Consider the following 19,666-nt stretch of genomic DNA (forward strand, 5'->3'; position numbering starts at 1 on the left):
AGTCCGGGCAGCGGCGGCAGGACCGGCAGCCCGTCGGCGGCGGGAAGCCGGCGCGGTTTCACCTGCTCGGGGAGGTAGCCCGGATCGGCGACCGCGGGGGCGGTGGCGCAGCTCGGACCGGCCAGATCGCCGTAGCGCGGGCAGTCCGCCACGGTATTGGGGTTGAACGGAGTGAAGGTGACACCCGCGTTCCAGACCATCTGCCGTTGCGGACCCCAGGTGAACACCGTGCTCAGCTTGCGCGACGAGTTGTTCAGGTTGCTGATGGCGTTGGTGATCGACGACGGGTTCGCGGCCAGCGCCCCGAAGGTCTGGTTCAGCCCGACGGTGAGCTCTTTACCGACATTCGGGTTCCGGGCGAACAGATCGTTGATCTGATCGGCCATACTGCTGGCCCCGGTGATCACGTTCACCAGTTCCTCGCGCCGGTCGGCGATCGTGCTCGCGGTCTTCACCGAGGACGCCAGCACATCCATGAGTTCCGGCGCCGATTCGTTGAGCGCGTGTGCCGAACCCGAGAGGTCGGCCAGGAAGACGCCGAGGTCGGGGATGGATTCGTCGACCGAGGTCACCCAGCGGTCGATCCGTTCGATGGTCGATCCGGGCATCCGGCCGCTGCCGTCCAGCGCGTAGGACAGGGTGCCCAGCACCCGGCCGAACTGCATCGGGTCGATGGCGTCGAGGATGTTCTGCACGGTGGTCAGCGTGTCCTGCAGGGCGATGGTGCCCTGGCTGCGGTCTTCCTCGATGGTCGAGCCCTCGTCGAGGTGGTCCTGGCTGGGCCCGTTGTAGACCAGTTCCACCGAGGTGACGGCGAACAGGTTGCTGGGCACCACGCGGGCAGTGACCGTGGCCGGGATTCCGTCGGCGAATTCGGGCTTCAGTTCGATATTGACCTGCTGCAGTTCGCCCTGGGCGGCGACCGACACGTTCTTGACCGCGCCGACCAGCACCCCGCGGAACTTGACGTCGGCTTGTTCGGGCAGCCCGTCACCGGTGGTGGTGAGATTGGCCGTGACCCGGACCTTCTCCACGAAATAGCCCTGATACCGAGCCATCAGGAAGCCGAGCACGACCGCGAAGACGATCAGGCCGCAGACGCCGGCGATCAGCAACTGCTTCATCGTGGGCCCACGCCCACTCGGATCGATGATCATTGCCTACCCCGAGATCCGGATGCCGGGGTTGACACCCCAGATGGCCAAGGTCATGAAGAGGTCTACGAAAACGGTCGCGATGATGCACATCTTGATCGCGCGACCGGCCGCCACACCCACACCCTCCGGGCCACCGGAGGCGAAGAAACCGTAGTAGCACTGGATGAAGGTGGTGATGGCGACGAAGACGATCGCCTTGAGCAGCGAGTACAGCACGTCCGTCGGAATCAGGAACTGATAGAAGTAGTGCTGGTAGGTACCGCTGGCGGTACCGCCGATGAGCTGCACGGTCAGCGCGCAGGAGATGTAGGCCATCGCCAGGCCCAGGCAGTACAGCGGCAGGATGGTGATCATCGCCGCGATCATCCGGGTGCTCACCAGGTAGGGCAGCGGGCGGATGGCCACCGACTCCAGCGCGTCGATCTCCTCCGAGATACGCATGGCGCCGAGCTGGGCGGTGAACCGGCAGCCCGCCTGTGCCGCGAAGGCCAGTGCGGCGAGCAGCGGGCCGAGCTCACGGGTGGTGGCGAAGGCCGAGATGGCGCCGGTGATCGGGCTGAGCCCGAGCAGGTCCAGCGAGGTGTGGCCCTGGATGGCCACGGTCATTCCGCCGAACGCGCTCAGAATGAGCACGACGCCGATGGTCCCGCCCCCGACGATGAGATTGCCGTTGCCCCAGGTGACATCCGAGAGCAGGCGCCAGACTTCTTTGGGGTACTGCTTGAACGCCAACGGCATCGAGCCGACCGAGCGCAGGAAGAAGAACACTTGGTGCCCGAGCCGGGCCAGCCAATCGACCGGGGCCCCGGCCGCATTTCGCAGTTGCTGCAGTGGTTTGAGCAGCGGGGGCACATAGGTTGCGGACACCGGCTCACACCACCTGCGGGGGGAACAAAGTGTTGTACACCTGGGTGAAGATCACATTCACTCCGAACAACATCACCGCGGACATGACAACGGCGGTATTCACCGAGTTGGCGACACCGCCCGGACCGCCGCGGGTGTTCAATCCGGTATCGCAGGCGATGATTGCCGCGAGCAGACCGAACAACAGCGATTTCACCAGCGCGACAAGCAGGTCGAGCGTTATCGCAAACGAGGCGAAGGTCGCGATATAGGAACCCGGTGTGCCGCCCTGGGCGAAAATATTGAAAATGTATCCGGTCAGAAATCCGACGAAGACCACGAAACCGCAGAGCAGCACGCTGACCAGCATTGCGGCGCCCAGCCGGGGTGCCACGAGCCGGCGCAGTGGGTCGACACCCATGACTTTCATGGCGTCGATTTCTTCACGGATGGTCCGGGAGCCGAGGTCGGCGCAGATCGCGGAACCGACTGCGCCCGCGATCATCAGCACGGTGACCAGTGGCGCGCCCTGCTGGATGATGCCCAGGCCGTTGGCCGCGCCGATGAACGAGGTGGCGCCGACCTGCTGCGCGACCGCGCCGACCTGGATGGATACGATGACACCGATCGGAATCGCGACGAGCAGTGTGGGCGCCGCGGCGACGCTAGCCATGAACGCGCACTGGCGGATGAACTCGTCGAGGGGGAACCGGCCGCGGAAGATACTGACCACGAGTTCGGAAACCGCTTCGACACCCATGGTCATCTGCCGGCCGAGCGTCTCCAATGAACGTCGAGGGTGGTCGCGCCAGTAGTCCCGCGTCCACTCGACCGCTCCGCTCAACCGAGAACCTGTTGGTGGACTCTTGGTCGACTGCACTGACTAACCCCTCTCGACGTCGGTTACCTACCCCGACGGCTGGTTTGCTTGAGGCACCTTACTACGTAGTAGTGCGGAACACACCATAGGCGCGAGACCGCGGTCACAGATGTTCATCACTTTGTGGCGTGACCACCGAGTTATCCCTGATTCCTTGGTGTGTATCCCAACGAGAGTTCCGCGGCACCAGAGGAACATACCGTTGACCGGCCTCGAATGCAGCAAGGACCGCGAGAACGGGTGCGAATCATGGTTCACTTAAATAACGGACGATATTCCGGGAAATTAACCCTTTCGCGGCAGTGTGGAGATTCGACCGTTACTCGACCCGCGCGCCCAAATCCGGGACAATTAATAGCGTTCGGCTATTCTTCCGAGGGTTATCGTGGCCGGAGTTCGTGCGGTACGCACCGCACGCCGAGTACCCCGGCCGAATGCACGACCGAATAGCCGAACCCCTCTGTTACGCAACGGAACTCGCGGGTAACGGCTACTCGGGGCGCGCGTCGGGGCCTTTGCTGCCACGATGAGGTGCCACACATTGATATCGTGCGGCTTCAAGGTCTGGAGGGATATGTTCAGGAAACTCGCCCAGGCGGCCAGCGCCGTCTTCGCCGTCGCGCTGAGTACGGCGCTCCTCGGCACCGGGACGGCAGCCGCCGATCCCGCCCGGCCCGTACTCGGTGGTGGCTCAGGGCTCATCATCTCCTCCGAGTCCGGCCATATGTCCGAGTATGCGATCCAGTGCACGCTCACCACGATCGGTCACGACGGCGCCGGCAGACTGGTCGGCCTGACCGCGGGACACTGCGGAACGCCTGGGCACGAGGTCTATTCGGAACAGGACCCGGGCGCGGGCGCACTCGGCCGATTCGTCTACTCCAACCAGGACCTGGACTACGCGGTACTCGAATTCGATCCGGGCCGGGTGACCCCGGTCAACCGGGTCGGCAACCTGAGCATCACCGGGGTCGGCGCGCCGGCCCAGTTCCCCAATATCGTTTGCAAGGAGGGCCGCACCACCGGCAACACCTGCGGTCTCGCCTACGGCGACATCTTCGCCAGCAGTATGGAGACCTGGTCGCAGATGTGTGTGATGGAAGGCGACTCCGGTGCCCCGGTCGTCGTCGGTTCCACCCTGGTCGGCATGGTGAACGCCTATCTGGCGATCGCCTGCTTCGGCCCGGAGGTCGGCACGAACATGACGACCATCATGGGTGATATCGACAGTCGCCACGGCATCGGCGCCGGCTACCGGCCCATCTAGCGGCTACCGGAGAGACAGGAACGAGGCGGGCACCCCTGGTGCCCGCCTCGTTCGTTTCCGCATGTCGGGCGCCGCCGGGCGGTCACCTTGCGGATCGGTTCTCAGAGTTCGTCGACGCACACCACGAAGCGACGTTCCGGGTACACGTATCCGGAACTGCCCGCGCCACACGCGTTGACATCCGTGGCGCCCTGCTCGATCGCGACGACCTTCACCCCGTCCGCGGCCGAGGTCTCGGTGCAATCGATACGCTCGGGGCCGGTGGTCCCGCCGCCCACATCCATACAGCCGCCGACCACCCAGTCGATATCGAGGCACAGCGCACCCATCTCGATACCGTTGCGGCTCTCGGCGTAGTAGTTGTCGGCATCGCCGACACACTGGCTGCTCTGCTCGGCCTTGCCGATCACCTTGTAGTTCGACTCATTGCTACCGCAGGACGCCTCTTCGATACTGGCGTCGGTGGTGGTACCGCCGAGGGTCACGCAGTCACCGATCTCGGCATCGAAACTGACGTCGCCGCCCTCCGGGGTGGTGGTCGGCGCGCTGGAGGTGGTGGTCCGCGAGGTCTCACCGGAGCCCGGGGTACCGGTCACGTCCACGGCATCCACCGTGCCGGTCTCCATCGCCGGCTGCGCCCGGCCCTCGATGGTGGAACTACAGCCCGCTACCGCCAGGCCGGCCGCCACCGCGGCCCCGGCGATCGCCACCGACAATCGAGATGATGCCCAACCAGACACGCACAGTCCTCCCGCTGTGATGCCGAACTCTGCCTCCGCATCGAATCCGCGCCTCACTACAGCTCCGCCAGCAATATCACGCCATGAATACACCATGGCGGGCCGAGCGTCGACTCCGATGACGCCGCCCGCGGGGAGTCCGGCCGGCCCGGCGGACGGCCGCGGCGCGGAGACAGCGGGCTGACGTGACATATCTCATCGGCAGGTTTGGTAACGCAGATCACCTTCACGGTGACCGGACACACCGTCCGAACAGGAATCCCCGGCCCACCGGGCATCCAGCGGGGCGGGGAACGCCACCCCGGGGGAGCGTGGTACGACACACCGGTCATGCATAACGGCTATGTAACGGAAATCGGGACTGGTCACGACTTCGTAAAGGCAGTACGAAGGAACTCGGAGCGGAGGCGCATCAGCTGGATCCAGCGAGCTTCCGCGATGCGCACCAGCCCGTCGGGACCGCTCCACAACTCTACGACCGGCGGGCCCGCGGACGACCAGACGCCCACGGGCCGGGCGGCCGTGGAGGGGCTCCACAGAACTCCGCGAACACTCGCCGGGGTGCTCCGAAGGACGTATCGGCGGCCCACAGGCCCCGTGCGCTCCAGAGTCGAATGGACGGACGAACACTCTTATGCATGTCTTCGACAACACCGGGTCGCTGCCGACCGGCCGCCGTGCTCAGCGGCGGCTTCGGCATGGTGTCCTGTTGACGGCCGCGCTCGCCGCAGCCACCACGGTGGCCACGGCCCCCGCCTACGCATTGCCGGCCCTGCCCTCCGGATCGGCGGCAGGCGCCGTCGAACCCGCGCCGCCGGCGGCCAACTTCGCGCCTCCCGCCATCAACCCCTCCGAAGGCGAAGAGGTCGGTATCGCGCAGCCGATCATCATCAACTTCAAGGATCCGGTCGAAGATCGGGCCGCCGCCGAGCGCGCCATCAAGATCACCTCCTCCACCGAGGTGCCCGGACACTTCTACTGGTGGAGCGATAAGCAGGTGCGCTGGCGGCCGACCGAGTTCTGGCCCGCGCAGAGCGACGTCGTGGTCGAGGCCGGCGGCAGCCGCAGCGCCTTCCACGTCGGTGACGCCGTGATCGCCACCGCCGACGACAACACCAAGATGATCACCGTGACCCGTAACGGCGAGGTCGTCCGCACCATGCCGACCTCGATGGGCAAGGTCGACCACGAAACGCCCAACGGCACCTACATCGTCGGTGAGCAGAAGCGCGAAATGGTCATGGACTCGTCCACCTACGGTGTCCCGATCGATGCCCCCGAGGGCTACAAACTCGATGTCGAATACGCGACCCGCATCTCCAACAGCGGCATCTTCGTCCACGCCGCCCCGTGGTCGGTCGGCTCCCAGGGTTATGCGAACACCAGCCACGGCTGCCTCAATGTGAGCACCGAGGACGCCAAGTGGTTCTACGAGAACGTCAAGAAGGGTGACGCTGTGATCGTGCAGAACACCCAGGGCGGCACCCTCAACGCCGGCGACGGCCTGGGCGACTGGAACTGAGTTTTCGGCGCCGCCTCCGGCGGCGCGGGGTTGAGGCCCCCTTGTGTCTCGCCGTTTCGGCCTCGAGACTTGCGCTTCGCGCGGGCGCTTTCGAGGCCGAAACGGCGAGACGGGCCTCAACCCTTTCAGGTGTCTCGTAAAACTCGACACATACGGGTTGCGGCGGCATTCGACGGCCGGGTCGGCGTGTAGCTCGCACGCACCCGCCCATAAGATGACGGCCGATTCGGTTCCGATTCGCCGCACAGCGGCGATCGGGATATCGCACCGCCAACTTCCTCGGCTCTCGGGCATCGCCCGTATCTATTGCCGTTCGCAAACGGCATCATCCGCTGCGCAGCTCCCATTTTCCGCATTCGCCTCGGCACCGCGCGCTTGCGCGCCTTCACCTTCTCGGCGCCGAGTTCAGCGAGGCCCGCAAAGGGTCGGGCCCGTCCCGCCCCCTCGGCCGAAGGTGCTCAATGGCCGCAGTCTATGGACGGCCCACCGCACACTGCATGCGCCGAGGGCGCGAGTCCCGGGCGCTGAACGACGGGACCGAGAGGGGCCCCGACCCCGCGGCCGGCAACACCCTCACCAGATCTTGACCCGCTCCTCGGGCGCCAGGTAGAGGGCGTCATCGGGGGTCAGTTCGAAGGCCTCGTGGAAGGCGTCGATATTGCGGACCACCGCGTTGCAGCGGAATTCCGCGGGCGAATGCGGGTCCACCGCGAGCCGGCGGATCGCCTCCTCCGGCCGTGCTTTGGTCCGCCAGACCTGCGCCCAGCCGAAGAACACCCGCTGCAGCCCGGTCAGGCCGTCGATCACCGGTGCTTCCTGCCCGTTCAGGGAGATCCGGTACGCCTGCAGGGCGATGGAGAGCCCGCCCAGATCGCCGATGTTCTCGCCGATCGTGAACTCACCGTTCACGGTGTGCTCGTCGGACAGATCGGCGGGGGAGAGCACGTCGTACTGATCGATCAGCGCCCGCGTCCGCTTGGCGAACTCGGCGCGATCGGTATCGGTCCACCAGTCGACCATATTTCCGTCGCCGTCGTACTTGGCGCCCTGATCGTCGAAGCCGTGGCCGATCTCGTGCCCGATCACCGCCCCGATCCCGCCGTAGTTGGCGGCGTCGTCGGCGTTCATATCGAAGAACGGCGGCTGCAGGATGGCGGCCGGGAAGACGATCTCGTTCATGCCGGGGTTGTAGTAGGCGTTCACGGTCTGCGGGGTCATGAACCATTCGTCCCGGTCCACCGGGCCGCCGAGCTTGTTCAGATCCCGATCGTGATCCACGGCGTAGCCGCGGCGGTAGTTACCGACCAGGTCGGCCGGCGCCACGGTGAACGCGGAATAGTCGCGCCAGCGCTCGGGATAGCCGATCTTGGGCGTGAACTTGTCCAGTTTCGCCAGCGCCGCCTGCCGCGTCGCCGGGCTCATCCACTCCAGCTCGGTGATATTGCGGCGGTAGGCCTCGCGCAGGTTCTCCACCAGCCGTACCATCGCCGCCTTGGCCTCGGGCGGGAAATGCTCGGCCACATATAGTTTGCCCACCGCTTCGCCGAGCAGGTCCTGTACCAGCGACACCCCGCGCTTCCACCGCTCCCGGTTCTCCTGGGCGCCGGTCAGCGTACGGCCGTAGAAATCGAAACTCTCCTCCACCACCGCCTCGGTGAGGTAGGGCGCACGGGACCGCAGCACCCGCCACTGCGCCCACAGCTGCCAGTCCGCGAGCGATTCGGCGGCCCACAGCTGCGCGAAGGTCCGGAGGAAGTCGGGTTGCCGGACCACCAGCTCGGCCAGCAGATCCGGACCGCCGCCCGGGACGCCCTCGGCGAGACCGGCGGCCCAGGCGGTCCAGTCGAACTCCGGATGCGCGGCCGCCAGATCGGCGAAAGTGGTGAGGTTGTAGCTCAATTCGGCGTCACGGCGGCGCACCACGTCCCAGTGCCCGGCCGCGAGTTTGCGTTCGAGCTCGAAAATGCGGGTGCCCACCGGCCCGGAGGGCAGCAACTCCGCGATCCGCGGATCGGCCGCCGCCAGCGCGAACATCCGGTCGATATGCGCGATATAGCGCTCGCGGACCTCGGCGTAGTCGTCGGAGCGGTAGTAGGACTCGTCGGGCAGTCCGATACCGGACTGCGTCGCGTAGACGAGGTAACGCTGGGAGTTCTTGTCGTCGGTATCGACGTAGACGGCGACCGCACCGGATACGCCGACCCGCTGCAACCGGCCCAGCAGCCCGGCGAACTCACCCCGATCGGTGGTCCGGACGATCCCGGCCAGTTCTTCGACGACGGGGGTGAGCCCCACGGCCTCGACGGTATCGGTATCCATGAAGGAGGCGTACAGGTCGGCGATCTTGCGGGCGTCGCTACCGGGTTCGCCGGCGGCATTGCGGATGATCTCCTGGACATCCAGCTCCGCCTGGTCGAACAGGGCACGGAACGCGCCGTCGACCGCACGGTCGGCCGGGATCTCGTACCCGGCCAGCCAGGCGCCGTTGACATGCGTGAACAGATCGTCCTGCACCCGGACGGCCGGGTCGAGATGGGTCAGATCGATACCGGAGGGGCTCGTCACGTCGGAAGTCACAGCACCCAGTATGCCGGTGCCGGGCCGATCCGGGCGGGGACCGGCCCGGCAGCTCAGTTGGTGGGCTCCGGCGGGGCGATCGTCACCCCGTACTGGTCCTCGATGCGCTGGTTGAACTCGTCCTCACACCGCGACACCGCACTCTGATCACCGCCCGCGTTGCTGACGCAGTCGACGAAGTCGCGGCCACCGGAATCCGACCAGATACCCCAGCCGACGATCCCGACGACGATCACCCCGACGATGGCGAGCAGGCCGAGGATCAGGCCGATCGCGGCCATGACCCCGCCGCCGCCGGTTCCGCGATTCGCCTTCACCAGGGCGATCACCCCGAGGATCACCGCGACGAGCCCGAAGAGGACGCCGCCGACGATGGTCCAGAAGCTCAGTACGCCGAGGATGCCGAGGACCAGCGCGGCGATCGCCATTCCCTTGCGTTTCGGCGATTCCTGCCAGTACTCGGGCTGCCCGCCGGTGCCGGGGTAGGGTCCCGGCGCGGGATGGCCCGGGGGCGGTGGATAGGACATACGTTCCTCCTCAGCTGAGCTGGTCGAGACCCTGCCGGTAACGCTCGAGCGGGCTCGGTCCGCATACCATTGTCGAGGGTCGATCAGCGACGGGTCGACCCTATCCGGACTTTTCGGACGTTACCCGGCGCCGAGCCGGGCATGCATCTCCCAGATCAGCACTTCCGCCGGTTGCCGCGCGATCAGCCGCTGGCCGCCGGAAAAGGTCAGGCGCACCGCGTCACCCACGTCCAGCAGGCCCACACCCTCCATCTCGACCGCGCCGCGGGCGACGAACACGTGGACATAGGGCGCCTCGGGCAGCTCCACCGAGTCCTGCGCGTCCGGTGCGAGCCTCGCCACGTGCAGCGCCGAATGCGAGCTGTTGATGGCGATGGCGGTCCGATCGCGGTACCGCGGCAACCCGGACGCCACGGTCACCAGACCACCCGCGGCCAGCTGGTCGTCGATTTCGAGTTGCTGGTAACCCGGCTCGATCCCGGGTTCATCGGGCAGCACCCACATCTGCACGAAATGCACCGGTTCATCGTGTTCGGGAAGGTTGCCGTCCACTCGCCACGAATCGTTCTTCTCCGAATGCCGGATCCCGGTGCCGGCACTCATCCGCTGCGCGAGTCCCGGGTATATGACACCACTGTGGCCGAGCGAATCCTGATGAACCAGGGAACCCTCGAGCACCCATGTCACGATCTCCATATCGCGGTGCGGGTGCGTATCGAAGCCCTGGCCGGGAAGGACGATATCGTCATTGTTCACCAGCAGCAGACCGTGATGGGTGTTCTCGGGGTCGTAGTGCTCGCCGAAGGAGAACGAATGCTTGGAATCGAGCCAGGAGATCCGGGTTTTCATACGATCGCCCGCACGATGGACATCGATATGCGGCCTCGGCAGCGTGGACATCGCACGACTCCTCTCCGGCTCGGGCACAATTACCTTTCCCGTATGTAGTACCTCGGCGATACCACGACCTCGTCGATTGTCCGCTCACGGCATTTTACGCGAACGACCTGGGAGTGAACGGCCGGTGAGCAACCGGGGCGGTAACAGCGGTGTGGCATACGTTTCACGAGAATGGATCCATACGGAACCGGGAGGTGAAGGATGCGCCCCGAAGCGCTCGCGCGGACCGAGCAGCGGCTACGTGCCGCCGCGCGGCGCGACGGCATCACCGACCTGGTCGTCGGCGTCGCGGTGTTCCGGGACGGGAAACTGCTGGTGGTGCGCCGGGTACCGGGCGGCTATCTCGGCGGGATGTACGAGCTGCCCGGTGGCGGGGTCGAATCCGGTGAATCCCTCACCGAGGGAGCGGCGCGGGAACTGTTCGAGGAGACCGGCCTGGTGGCCAGCCGGATCACCGATTTCCTCGGCTGGTTCGACTACGCCACCCGCACCAAGGCCAAGGTGCGGAAATTCAGTTTTCTGGCCGAAGCCGAACCCGGTGAGATAACACTGGACCCGGACGAGCACGACGATTACGCCTGGATAGACGCCGGCGCGCTGGGCACCCTGCCGATGGCGCCCGATATGCGCGAGGCCGTCGACCTGCTCATCGCCGAGCGGATACCCGGACCGGCCGGAATACCCCCGGGCCCGCGGGGCGGGTAGCGTCGCGGCGGTGTCCAGCTCTGCGCCCGAACCCACCACCACGGACCGGACACCGGCGGGCGGCGGACGGCGGCACGACCTGTTGGCGCTGCGCGCCGCGATCGGCGAGAGCCCCGGCGCGGTCCGGCTGACGCTGGTGCGCTTCACGAGCCAGTTCGGTGACGGCATGTTCCAGGCCGCGCTGTCCGGGGCGATCCTGTTCAATCCCGAACGCGAAACCGACCCGCTCGCCGTCGCGGCCGGTTTCGCGGTACTGCTGCTGCCCTATTCGCTGATCGGACCGTACGCGGGCGCACTGCTGGACCGCTGGGACCGGCGACTGGTCCTGCTGATCGCCAACCTGATGCGCGGCCTGCTGATCGCCGCGGTGGCACTGGGCCTGCTCGCCGGCGCCCGAGCGAGCTTCCTACTGCTGCCGGCACTGGCGGTGGTCGGGATCAGCCGGTTCACCGCGGCCGGCGTCTCGGCGGCGCTGCCGCGGGTGCTGGCACAGCACCGGCTGGTGCCGGCCAACTCCGTACTCGCGACAGTGGGCTCGGCATGCGCGGCCGGGGGCGCGGCGGCCGCGGTGGCGGTGATCGGCGCGATCGGCGCCGGCGATACCGGTTCGGCGGTCGCCGTGGCGCTGAGTGTGACCGGCTCGGTGGCCGGAGTGGTGCTCACGGCCGGGTTCCGGCCCCGGACCCTCGGCCCGGAATCGGAGCCCGGCGACACCGCGGGCGCGGTACGCGCGGTACTCACCGGGCTGCTGGTCGGCGCTCGCGCGGTCCGGGATTCGGTCGATGTGTCCACCGCGATGATCGGTATCGGTACCCACCGGGTCGTATTCGGCGTCAATACCCTCGTCATGGTGCTGGTGCTGCGGGAATCGCCGTCCCAGGGCGCGGCGGTGGACAGTGGATTGATCGGTTTCGGGGTCGCGATCACCGCGACCGCTGCCGGAATGCTGCTGGCGGCGCTGCTCACCCCGCTGCTCATCCCCCGCCTGGGCCGGCCCCGGACCATTCTGCTGGCCCTGTGCGGTGCGATCGCGGTGCAGCTGACGCTGGTGCTGCCCACCGCCGTCACCCACTCGGCCGACAGCGTGCCCCGGGCCCACCAACTCCTGCTCGCCGGGGCTTTCCTGCTCGGGCTGGCCGGGCAGGCCATCAAACTCACCGGTGACGCCGCCATGCAGATCGATATCCCCGACGACCGCCGCGGCCAGGTTTTCGCCCTCCAGGACACGGTGTTCAATATCGCGTTCGTCCTGGCGGTCGCGGGGACGGCCCTGGTCGTCCCGGCCGACGGCAGGTCACCGGCCGTGGTCCTGGCCGGGGCGGGCTGCTACGGGGCAGGCATTGTCGCCCTGCTGCTCAACAATCGCAGGAGGATTCGGCCGCCGTCCGGCGCCGCCGGATGAGAAGGAATGCTGCCGGCTGCCCGGCTACGCCCGGGTACCGGCCGAAGCGCGGTGCGCGGCGGCACCACCGTGTGAACAATGGAGGCAGAGCCGGAAGGAGGCCATGGCATGGGTCTGGACCTCAACAGCGATCTCGGTGAGGGGTTCGGGGCGTGGAGCATGGGCGAGGACGCCGCCATGCTCGATATCGTGACCAGCGCCAATATCGCGTGCGGATTCCATGCCGGCGATCCCTCCATCATGCGGCGCACCTGCGCGACGGCGGTGGAGAAGGGGGTGCGGATCGGGGCGCATATCGGCTACCGGGACCTGGCGGGGTTCGGGCGGCGGGCGATGGCGGTGACGCCCGCGGACCTCCGGGACGAGACGCTCTACCAGATCGGCGCCCTGGACGGCTTCGCCCGGGCGGCGGGCGACCGGGTGCGATATGTGAAACCCCACGGTGCGCTGTACCACGCCGCCGCGGCCGATGCGGCGCTCGCCGATGCCGTGCTCGCGGGCCTGCGGGACTACGACCCCGCCCTCGTCCTGCTCGGACCCGCCGGTACACATCTCGAGAAGTCCGCGCTGGCCGCGGGCACCACGTTTGTGAGCGAGGGTTTCGCCGACCGCGCCTATACCGCCGCGGGCGGTCTCGCGGCGCGCGGCACCCCGGGCGCCGTGCTCGGGGCCGATACGGCGGTCGCCCAAGCCGTCTCACTGGCGGAGAACGGTACCGCCCGGGTGCTGGGCGGCGGCACCGTGGCTGTCGCGCCGGACAGTATCTGCGTACACGGCGACACCCCGGCCGCGGTCCGGATGGCCCGGCGGATCCGGGCCGCGCTCGAGGACGCCGGGATAGCGGTAGCGTCGTTCACCTGAACAACGGGTGAGGTGATATGTCGCGAGCACCACGAATCGGGGAAGCGGCGGCGGTACGGTGTGCCGGCGACCGGGCCTTCCTGCTCACCCCGGACGATCCGGAGCAGGTCGGCCGGCTGGTCGCGGAATTGGCCGGACGTTCGGTCGCCGGGGTGGTGGACGTCCTACCCGCCGCGGAAACCGTGCTGGTCACCGTGGATTCGGTACGGTCGGCACCCCGGGTGCGGCGGGAACTGGAACGCGCCGTCGCCGTGGTGAGCGCGGCGAGATCCGATGTTTCCCGTGGAACATCCACGCCCGCAACCGAACCTGTGCGGATACCGGTGCGCTACGACGGTCCCGATCTGGAGTCGGTGGCCGAGATGCTGGATCTGCGACCGGACCAGGTGATCGCGGCGCATACCGCCGCGACCTGGCAGTGCGCGTTCGTCGGCTTCGCGCCCGGCTTCGGCTATCTCACCGCCGGCGACTGGCGGTACCGCGTCCCCCGCCGGGATACCGCGCGCACCCGCATACCGGCAGGGTCGGTGGGGTTGGCCGGAGGCTGGTCGGCCGTGTATCCGCGGGAGACGCCGGGTGGCTGGCAGCTCATCGGCACCACGGCACTGACCATGTGGGATACCGAACGGGACCCACCCGCCCTGGTCCACGCCGGTGCGCGGGTGCGCTTCGTCGACGTGGGCGCCGCCGCGTGATCGTGATCGAGCGGGTCGGTGCCGCGGCCACCGTCCAGGACCTGGGCCGCCCGGGGTGGTTCCATTCCGGCGTGGGACCGTCGGGCGCCGCGGATCGCGGCGCGCTACGGCTGGCGAACCGCCTGGTGGGAAACCCGGAGGGATACGCCGGGATCGAAGCCCTGCTCGGCGGGCTCACCCTGCGCGCGGAAACGTCGGTTCTGGTTGCGGTCACCGGGGCGCCCGCCCCCGCCACCCTCGACGGGACCCCGGTGGGTCACGCGAGCGTGCTGCACCTCGCGCCCGGCCGGCGCCTGCGGCTGGGCACGACCCGCACCGGACTACGCAGCTATATAGGGGTACGCGGAGGAATCGCCGTACCCCCGGTACTGGGTTCCCGCAGTTACGACACTCTCTCGGGTATCGGCCCGCCCCCGTTGCGCGAGGGCGACACCGTCCCCATCGGTCCACCGCCCCGCGACTGGCCGAATATCGAGCAGGCGCCGCTACCCGGGCCGGACCCAACGCTGGAGATCCGCGCCCTGCCCGGCCCCCGGGACGACTGGTTCACCGATCCGGCCGCCCTGTTCGCCGGCCACTGGTCGGTGAGCGCCGATACCGACCGGGTCGGGGCGCGGCTGGACCGCGCGGACGGGCCGGCGCTACAGCGGAAATCGGCCGGCGAACTCGCCACCGAAGGGATGGCGCTCGGGTCGGTGCAGGTTCCGCCCAGCGGTCAACCGGTGATCTTCCTGGCCGACCACCCGATCACCGGCGGTTATCCGGTGATCGCGGTGGTCGCCGACGCCGATATCGATCGGGTGTCGCAGGCCCGGCCCGGCCAGCGGCTCCGGTTCCGCCGCGCTACCGGCCCCGGCTGATCTCGCCGACCTCACGAAGCCGGTGGCTCGTCCGGCGGTGCCAGCCGGGCGTGCAGGAGATACACGTTGTACGAATCCCACGCCGACAGGGCGAAATACAGATCCCGCGAGGTGGACCACGGATGGAGGAAACCGCCGTAGGCCTTCGGATAGTCGGCCGTCGATACCAGCTGCACCGGTTCGGTCCAGCTGCCCTGGGGGCCGGCGGCGGTACGCAGGACGATCGCGCCGCGCGCGGAATCCAGATAGCTCATCTGCCAGTGTCCGGTCCCCGGGTCGACGCGGACCGACAGCTCACTGGCGATACCGGCCACCAGCGGGGTCGCCTGGTTCTCGGCCGCCGGGGCCCAGGTGCCGCCCACCCAGTACTGGTACGCCGACTTGTTCAGCACCTCGTCCTTCGGGACGCGCGCCAGCCCGATGACCCCGATCCGGCCGTTGGGGGTGCCGAACATGTAGACGTAGTCGCCGTCCGGCACCATGGCCGTCACCTGGAACCGGCCGAGCCCGAACAGGTTGTCCCAGCGAGCGTGCTGGTCCTTGACCCAGGTGCTGCCGCCGTCGTCGGAGTAGGCGATACCGCCGTAGTTCGTCCACCACAATCCCGGCACGCGGCTCCAGCGGTTCACCGACATGAAGCTCAGGTACTGCCGCCCGCCGAGGGCGAAACCGGAGGTCGGGATGGTGGTGGTCTCCCAGTTCTTGATCTTGCGACTACCCAGCAGTTCGGCCGCGTGGCAACGGCTGTCCTGCACCATGGTGTCCAGCGCCAGACCGTCGGAGAGATCCCGGTCGGTGCTGTAGGCGAGCACATTACTGCGCCAGTCGTCGTCCGGGCCGCCCACACCACCGGCCGACCAGCCCTTTCCGAAGGTATCGCCGAAGACCATGGCGATCCGGCCGGGTTCGGTCTCCCACATCAGCCCGAGGTCGGTGCCGTCGACCTGCCAGCGCATATCGGTGCGGTTCGCCGACCCGGGCCCGGTGACCTGCTCCACCAGCCGTACCTCCTCGACCCGGGGTGGCGCCACCGGTGCCGCGACCGGACCCGGTTCGGCCGGATGCACCACCGGCGGCGGCGCCGGTTGCGGCGGCGCGCCCTCGCCACCGGGCACCGGGTACGGGATCGGCTCGATCTCCGGCTTCACCCGAACCTCGGGTAGTCGCCACGGCGTTCCGGAACCGGACGAACCCGAACCGCTGCCGTTCGCCGAGCCACCACCCGGCGCGGCCGGGGGAGGCGCCGGCTCATCGGGCGCGGGCGGCACCGGTTTCGGTGTGTCACGGATATCGGGGCAGGGGTTGTGGCAGGGGTCGGCGGGCAGTGGATCAGGGGTGATCCGGGTGTTGTCCGGCGGCGGATCGGGGACGGGCACCGGTTGCAGCTGCGGCACCGGCACCGGGATATCGATCACTGGAGGCACCTGCACCGGCGGCGGAGGCGGGGCCGACGGATCGGGTTCCCGGGCCAGCGGGTCGAAACCGGTTTCGCCACAATCGTTCACCGGAGGTGGCGCCCACGGATGCGGCGCGGCATGAGCGGGGACCGGCACAGCGACATACCCCGCGAGCACCAGTCCGAGGAACGCGAGCCCGACACGACCGGGCCGCGGACCCGATATCACCCCGATCACAACTTCTCGCAGTCTCTGGTCGAGTCCCATTGCCGGACCGAACCTACCCGAACCGGCCGGTCTCCGTGCCGATTGATCGACGCGGGTCGTGGTCGGGCCTCCGGGAAGTCCCGCCAGGCCCGACACGACAGGGTGACCCGGGCGACTCCGCGTGGTCGGGTCCCCACCGACCCAGTACCCTCGAAAGTGATCATGGCCGCCTACTCCGATCCCCGACCGGCCTCCCTGTTCTCCGCACTGCGGGCCGTAGACCTGGGTAAACGACTGTTCGAGCAGACCCGGCTGGAACAGTGGATCAGCCTGACCACCGCCTGGATGGAACCGATGGCCGACCTCGGCGCCGGCACCGTCACCGCACTGCTCCCGGACACACTGCTCACCGTGCTCAGCGAAGGAATACTGAGCCGATTCGGCGGACAGAAGATCAGCGCGACACTGCTGGGCCATCGGCTGACCGGCACCCTGGACCTGCTGAAAGTGCGCCGCCGCGGCGCGCATTTCCAGACCAGGGCCGTCCTGCGCGGACTGCGCTGGGACGAAAGGCCCATCGACGAGGTCACCGTCGTCTCGCACGAGGTCCGGCTGGTTCCGGGCGTCCCGACCCGGGTACGCGCCAACCGGGTCGATATCGAGGGCACCATCGGCCTGGTCACCGTGGTGGAGTGGCTCGCGAGCCGACAGCGGGAATGGGAACTCGCGGTGACCGAGCAGGGTCTCGTCCGCGCGGTGCACCGCCGCAAGCGCATCACCGCGGATCTGGACGCCTCGGTCACCGAGGATGTCCTGCACCTGTTGGTCCGGCGCGCGACCTGGGCCGGGCTGCCGGTTCCCCGGCGGTGGCGCACGATGAACCCCATCCCGATCGGTGAGTTGCCCCGTGGCGCACGGGTCCGGTGGGCCGTCCGTGACGACGCGGTGGTGCGGTTCCGGATAGAACTCGCGCCGGTCAGCGGCTCGTTCGACCTGGCCCAGATCCGTTCCGCGATCGTGGCCGGCACCACCCTGATCGTTTTCTGAGCGGGCGGCTCACTGCTGGGTCTGCCACCACTGCTCGAGCGCCGCCTCGGCCTCGTCCCGGGTGAGCGGTCCGCGATCCAGACGCAGCTCCTTCAGATAACGCCAGGCCCGCCCGACCTCGGGTCCCGGCGGCAGTCCCAGCAGCTCCATGATCGCGTTACCGTCCAGATCCGGCCGGACCCGGGCCAGATCCTCCTGCTCCTGCAGCCGCGCGATCCGCGCCTCCAGCTCGTCGTAGGTGGATCGCAATGCCGCCGCCCGGCGTTTGTTCCGGGTGGTGCAGTCCGCGCGCACCAGTTTGTGCAGGCGGGGCAGCAACTCGCCGCCGTCGGTGACGTAGCGGCGGACCGCGGAATCGGTCCACTGCCCCTTGCCGTAACCGTGGAACCGCAAGTGCAGGAACACCAGCCGAGCGACATCCTCGGTGAACTGCTTCGGATACTTCAGCGCGCGCATCCGCTTGCGCACCATTTTCGCGCCCACCACCTCGTGATGGTGGAAGCTCACCCCGCCGCCGGGTTCGTTGCGTTTGGTGTCCGGCTTCCCGATATCGTGCAACAACGCCGCCCAGCGCAGCACCAGATCGGGATCGCCTTCCTCCTGGTCGATGGCCTGTTCCAGCACGGTCAGCGAATGCCAGTAGACGTCCTTGTGCTGATGATGCTCGTCGATCTCCAGCTTCATCGCCGGGACCTCGGGCAGCACCCGTTGCGCCAGACCCGTCTCGCACATCATGTCGATGCCGTCGATCGGGTGCGCCCCGCCGATCAGCTTGTCCAGTTCGGTCCGCACCCGCTCCGCGGTGATCCGGTCGATCTCCGGGGCCATCTCGGTGATCGCCGCCCGCACCCGCGGATGCACCTCGAAACCGAGCTGCGAAACGAAACGCGCCGCGCGCAGCATGCGCAACGGGTCGTCACCGAACGAGTCCTCCGGGGCCGCGGGGGTATCCAGCACCCCGGCCAGCAGCGCCGCCATCCCGTCCAGCGGATCCACGAATTCCAGCGCCCCGTCGGCCGCGATCCGGACCGCCATGGCATTGACCGTGAAATCCCGCCGGACCAGGTCGTCCTCCAGCGTGTCGCCGAAGCTGACCTCCGGATTACGCGAAACGCGGTCGTAGGTGTCGCTCCGGAATGTGGTGATCTCCAACTGCTGCCCGTTCTTGGCGGCACTCACCGTCCCGAACGCCAGCCCCCCGGTATCCCACAGCTGGTCCGCCCACCCGCGCAGCATCTCCAGCACCTGCTCCGGCCGCGCGTCGGTGGTGAAATCCAGATCCGTCCCGAGCCGCCCCAGCACGGCGTCGCGCACACTCCCCCCGACCAGGTACAGCTGGAAACCGCGCGCGGAGAACATCTCGCCGAGCGGCGTCAGCACATCGGAGAGCCGGCCCAGCGTGATCGCGGCCGCCGCGAGCAAACGGGTACGGCGATCCTGCACAACGTCGTCGGACTCGGTCGAAACCACAGCAGAACCTTACCGAGTAGGACCAGATGCGATTTTCCGGCCGACGGTATGGTCGGGCGCTTATGGGTCCGGAGGATTGCCATCGGACGGCGGGGGTTGTGACAGCAGCCCGATGGAAAAGGCGCCGCGGACCGGTCGGGGAAGCCGAGAGGCGAACTCATGACCGGAGAGGCGAGCTCGCGCAGATGAGAACCCGGTGTGCGGGGCGGTGTGCGGGCCGGTGAGGGGCGGTGTGCTCACGTAGGTGAGGGGAGTGTGCGCGCAGACGGGGCGTGGTGTGCTCACGTAGGTGAGGGGGCTTACTCGCCAAGGTCAGAGGGCGGACTCACTCGCCAAGCTGCTGTGTTTTTGGCGGCGCCTTCGGCGCCGCGGGGTTGAGGCCCCCTTGTGTCTCGCCGTTTCGGCCTCGAGACTTGCGCTTCGCGCGGGCGCTTTCGAGGCCGAAACGGCGAGACGGGCCTCAACCCTTTCAGGTGTCTCGTAAAACTCGACACATGTGGTTGCGTGAGCATTCGAGGTCCGGATCGGATGCCGACTCGATCGCTCGGGTCGGCTTGCGGTGACGTCGGCATTCGAGGTCCGGATCTGATGTCGACTCGACCGCCC

Annotated in this window: 17 protein-coding genes; 8 read left to right on the top strand and 9 right to left on the bottom strand. The window is 68.0% G+C overall.

From position 1 onward, the window contains the following. From ON38_RS25300 to ON38_RS25310, 3 genes are all read right to left on the bottom strand, one after another. On the bottom strand, positions 1 to 1,157 hold a 1,157-nt coding region (locus ON38_RS25300; protein WP_039827526.1), incomplete at its 3' end, for an MlaD family protein. Positions 1,158 to 1,160: 3 nt separating this feature from the next. After that, positions 1,161 to 2,024, bottom strand: coding sequence for an MlaE family ABC transporter permease (locus ON38_RS25305; protein WP_030524482.1), 864 nt, complete (start codon positions 2,022 to 2,024; stop codon positions 1,161 to 1,163). A 4-nt stretch (positions 2,025 to 2,028) separates the two neighbouring features. Next, a complete protein-coding gene (locus ON38_RS25310) occupies positions 2,029 to 2,847 on the bottom strand; it encodes an MlaE family ABC transporter permease (RefSeq protein WP_030524481.1) in 819 nt (272 codons plus the stop codon). A 610-nt stretch (positions 2,848 to 3,457) separates the two neighbouring features. Between ON38_RS25310 and ON38_RS25315 the strand changes: the two genes are divergently transcribed. Further along, positions 3,458 to 4,150, top strand: a complete 693-nt coding sequence (locus ON38_RS25315; protein ID WP_039827516.1) for a chymotrypsin family serine protease — start codon at positions 3,458 to 3,460, stop codon at positions 4,148 to 4,150. 101 nt (positions 4,151 to 4,251) lie between these two features. Here ON38_RS25315 and lppU read toward each other — a convergent pair whose 3' ends face one another. After that, positions 4,252 to 4,890, bottom strand: coding sequence for an LppU family putative lipoprotein (gene lppU, locus ON38_RS25320; protein ID WP_083873081.1), 639 nt, complete (start codon positions 4,888 to 4,890; stop codon positions 4,252 to 4,254). 634 nt (positions 4,891 to 5,524) lie between these two features. On the opposite strand from lppU, the gene ON38_RS25325 reads away from it, so the two are divergent. Then, on the top strand, positions 5,525 to 6,412 hold the full coding sequence (locus ON38_RS25325; protein ID WP_039827518.1) for a L,D-transpeptidase: 888 nt from the start codon (positions 5,525 to 5,527) through the stop codon (positions 6,410 to 6,412). 573 nt (positions 6,413 to 6,985) lie between these two features. Here the strand turns inward: ON38_RS25325 and ON38_RS25330 are convergent. From ON38_RS25330 to ON38_RS25340, 3 genes are all read right to left on the bottom strand, one after another. Beyond that, positions 6,986 to 8,989: a M13 family metallopeptidase gene (locus ON38_RS25330; protein WP_051165159.1), complete on the bottom strand. Its 2,004-nt coding sequence runs from the start codon at positions 8,987 to 8,989 to the stop codon at positions 6,986 to 6,988. A 53-nt stretch (positions 8,990 to 9,042) separates the two neighbouring features. Further along, positions 9,043 to 9,516 carry a DUF4190 domain-containing protein gene (locus tag ON38_RS25335; protein ID WP_039827519.1) on the bottom strand — a complete coding sequence of 158 codons (474 nt, stop codon included), beginning with the start codon at positions 9,514 to 9,516 and terminating at the stop codon, positions 9,043 to 9,045. Positions 9,517 to 9,636: 120 nt separating this feature from the next. Beyond that, positions 9,637 to 10,416, bottom strand: a complete 780-nt coding sequence (locus tag ON38_RS25340; RefSeq protein WP_039827520.1) for a pirin family protein — start codon at positions 10,414 to 10,416, stop codon at positions 9,637 to 9,639. 201 nt (positions 10,417 to 10,617) lie between these two features. On the opposite strand from ON38_RS25340, the gene ON38_RS25345 reads away from it, so the two are divergent. The 5 genes from ON38_RS25345 to ON38_RS25365 all read left to right on the top strand — a co-directional run bounded on the left by ON38_RS25345 (position 10,618) and on the right by ON38_RS25365 (position 14,939). Further along, positions 10,618 to 11,121: an NUDIX hydrolase gene (locus ON38_RS25345; protein ID WP_051165160.1), complete on the top strand. Its 504-nt coding sequence runs from the start codon at positions 10,618 to 10,620 to the stop codon at positions 11,119 to 11,121. 79 nt (positions 11,122 to 11,200) lie between these two features. Continuing rightward, entirely contained in the window at positions 11,201 to 12,523 is a 1,323-nt protein-coding gene (locus ON38_RS25350) for an MFS transporter (RefSeq protein WP_039827529.1), read from the top strand. 108 nt (positions 12,524 to 12,631) lie between these two features. Continuing rightward, positions 12,632 to 13,384, top strand: a complete 753-nt coding sequence (locus ON38_RS25355; protein ID WP_085995485.1) for a LamB/YcsF family protein — start codon at positions 12,632 to 12,634, stop codon at positions 13,382 to 13,384. Between the two features lie 17 nt (positions 13,385 to 13,401). After that, complete coding sequence (locus tag ON38_RS25360) at positions 13,402 to 14,079, top strand: 5-oxoprolinase subunit B family protein (RefSeq protein WP_039827521.1); 678 nt, start codon at positions 13,402 to 13,404, stop codon at positions 14,077 to 14,079. Next, positions 14,076 to 14,939: a 5-oxoprolinase subunit C family protein gene (locus ON38_RS25365; RefSeq protein WP_039827522.1), complete on the top strand. Its 864-nt coding sequence runs from the start codon at positions 14,076 to 14,078 to the stop codon at positions 14,937 to 14,939. Before ON38_RS25360 ends, ON38_RS25365 begins: the two co-directional genes overlap by 4 nt. A gap of 11 nt (positions 14,940 to 14,950) precedes the next feature. Here ON38_RS25365 and ON38_RS25370 read toward each other — a convergent pair whose 3' ends face one another. Then, positions 14,951 to 16,603: a glycoside hydrolase family 183 protein gene (locus ON38_RS25370; RefSeq protein WP_083873082.1), complete on the bottom strand. Its 1,653-nt coding sequence runs from the start codon at positions 16,601 to 16,603 to the stop codon at positions 14,951 to 14,953. Between the two features lie 162 nt (positions 16,604 to 16,765). Between ON38_RS25370 and ON38_RS25375 the strand changes: the two genes are divergently transcribed. Continuing rightward, positions 16,766 to 17,590 carry a hypothetical protein gene (locus tag ON38_RS25375; RefSeq protein WP_039827532.1) on the top strand — a complete coding sequence of 275 codons (825 nt, stop codon included), beginning with the start codon at positions 16,766 to 16,768 and terminating at the stop codon, positions 17,588 to 17,590. Between the two features lie 9 nt (positions 17,591 to 17,599). Here ON38_RS25375 and ON38_RS25380 read toward each other — a convergent pair whose 3' ends face one another. Beyond that, positions 17,600 to 19,060 (bottom strand): CCA tRNA nucleotidyltransferase, encoded by a 1,461-nt coding sequence (locus ON38_RS25380; RefSeq protein WP_039827524.1) that lies wholly within the window; start codon positions 19,058 to 19,060, stop codon positions 17,600 to 17,602. Positions 19,061 to 19,666 lie beyond the last annotated feature (606 nt).

It is taken from the genome of Nocardia testacea NBRC 100365 (assembly GCF_000308775.1).
In the GTDB taxonomy this organism is placed as follows: domain Bacteria; phylum Actinomycetota; class Actinomycetes; order Mycobacteriales; family Mycobacteriaceae; genus Nocardia; species Nocardia testacea.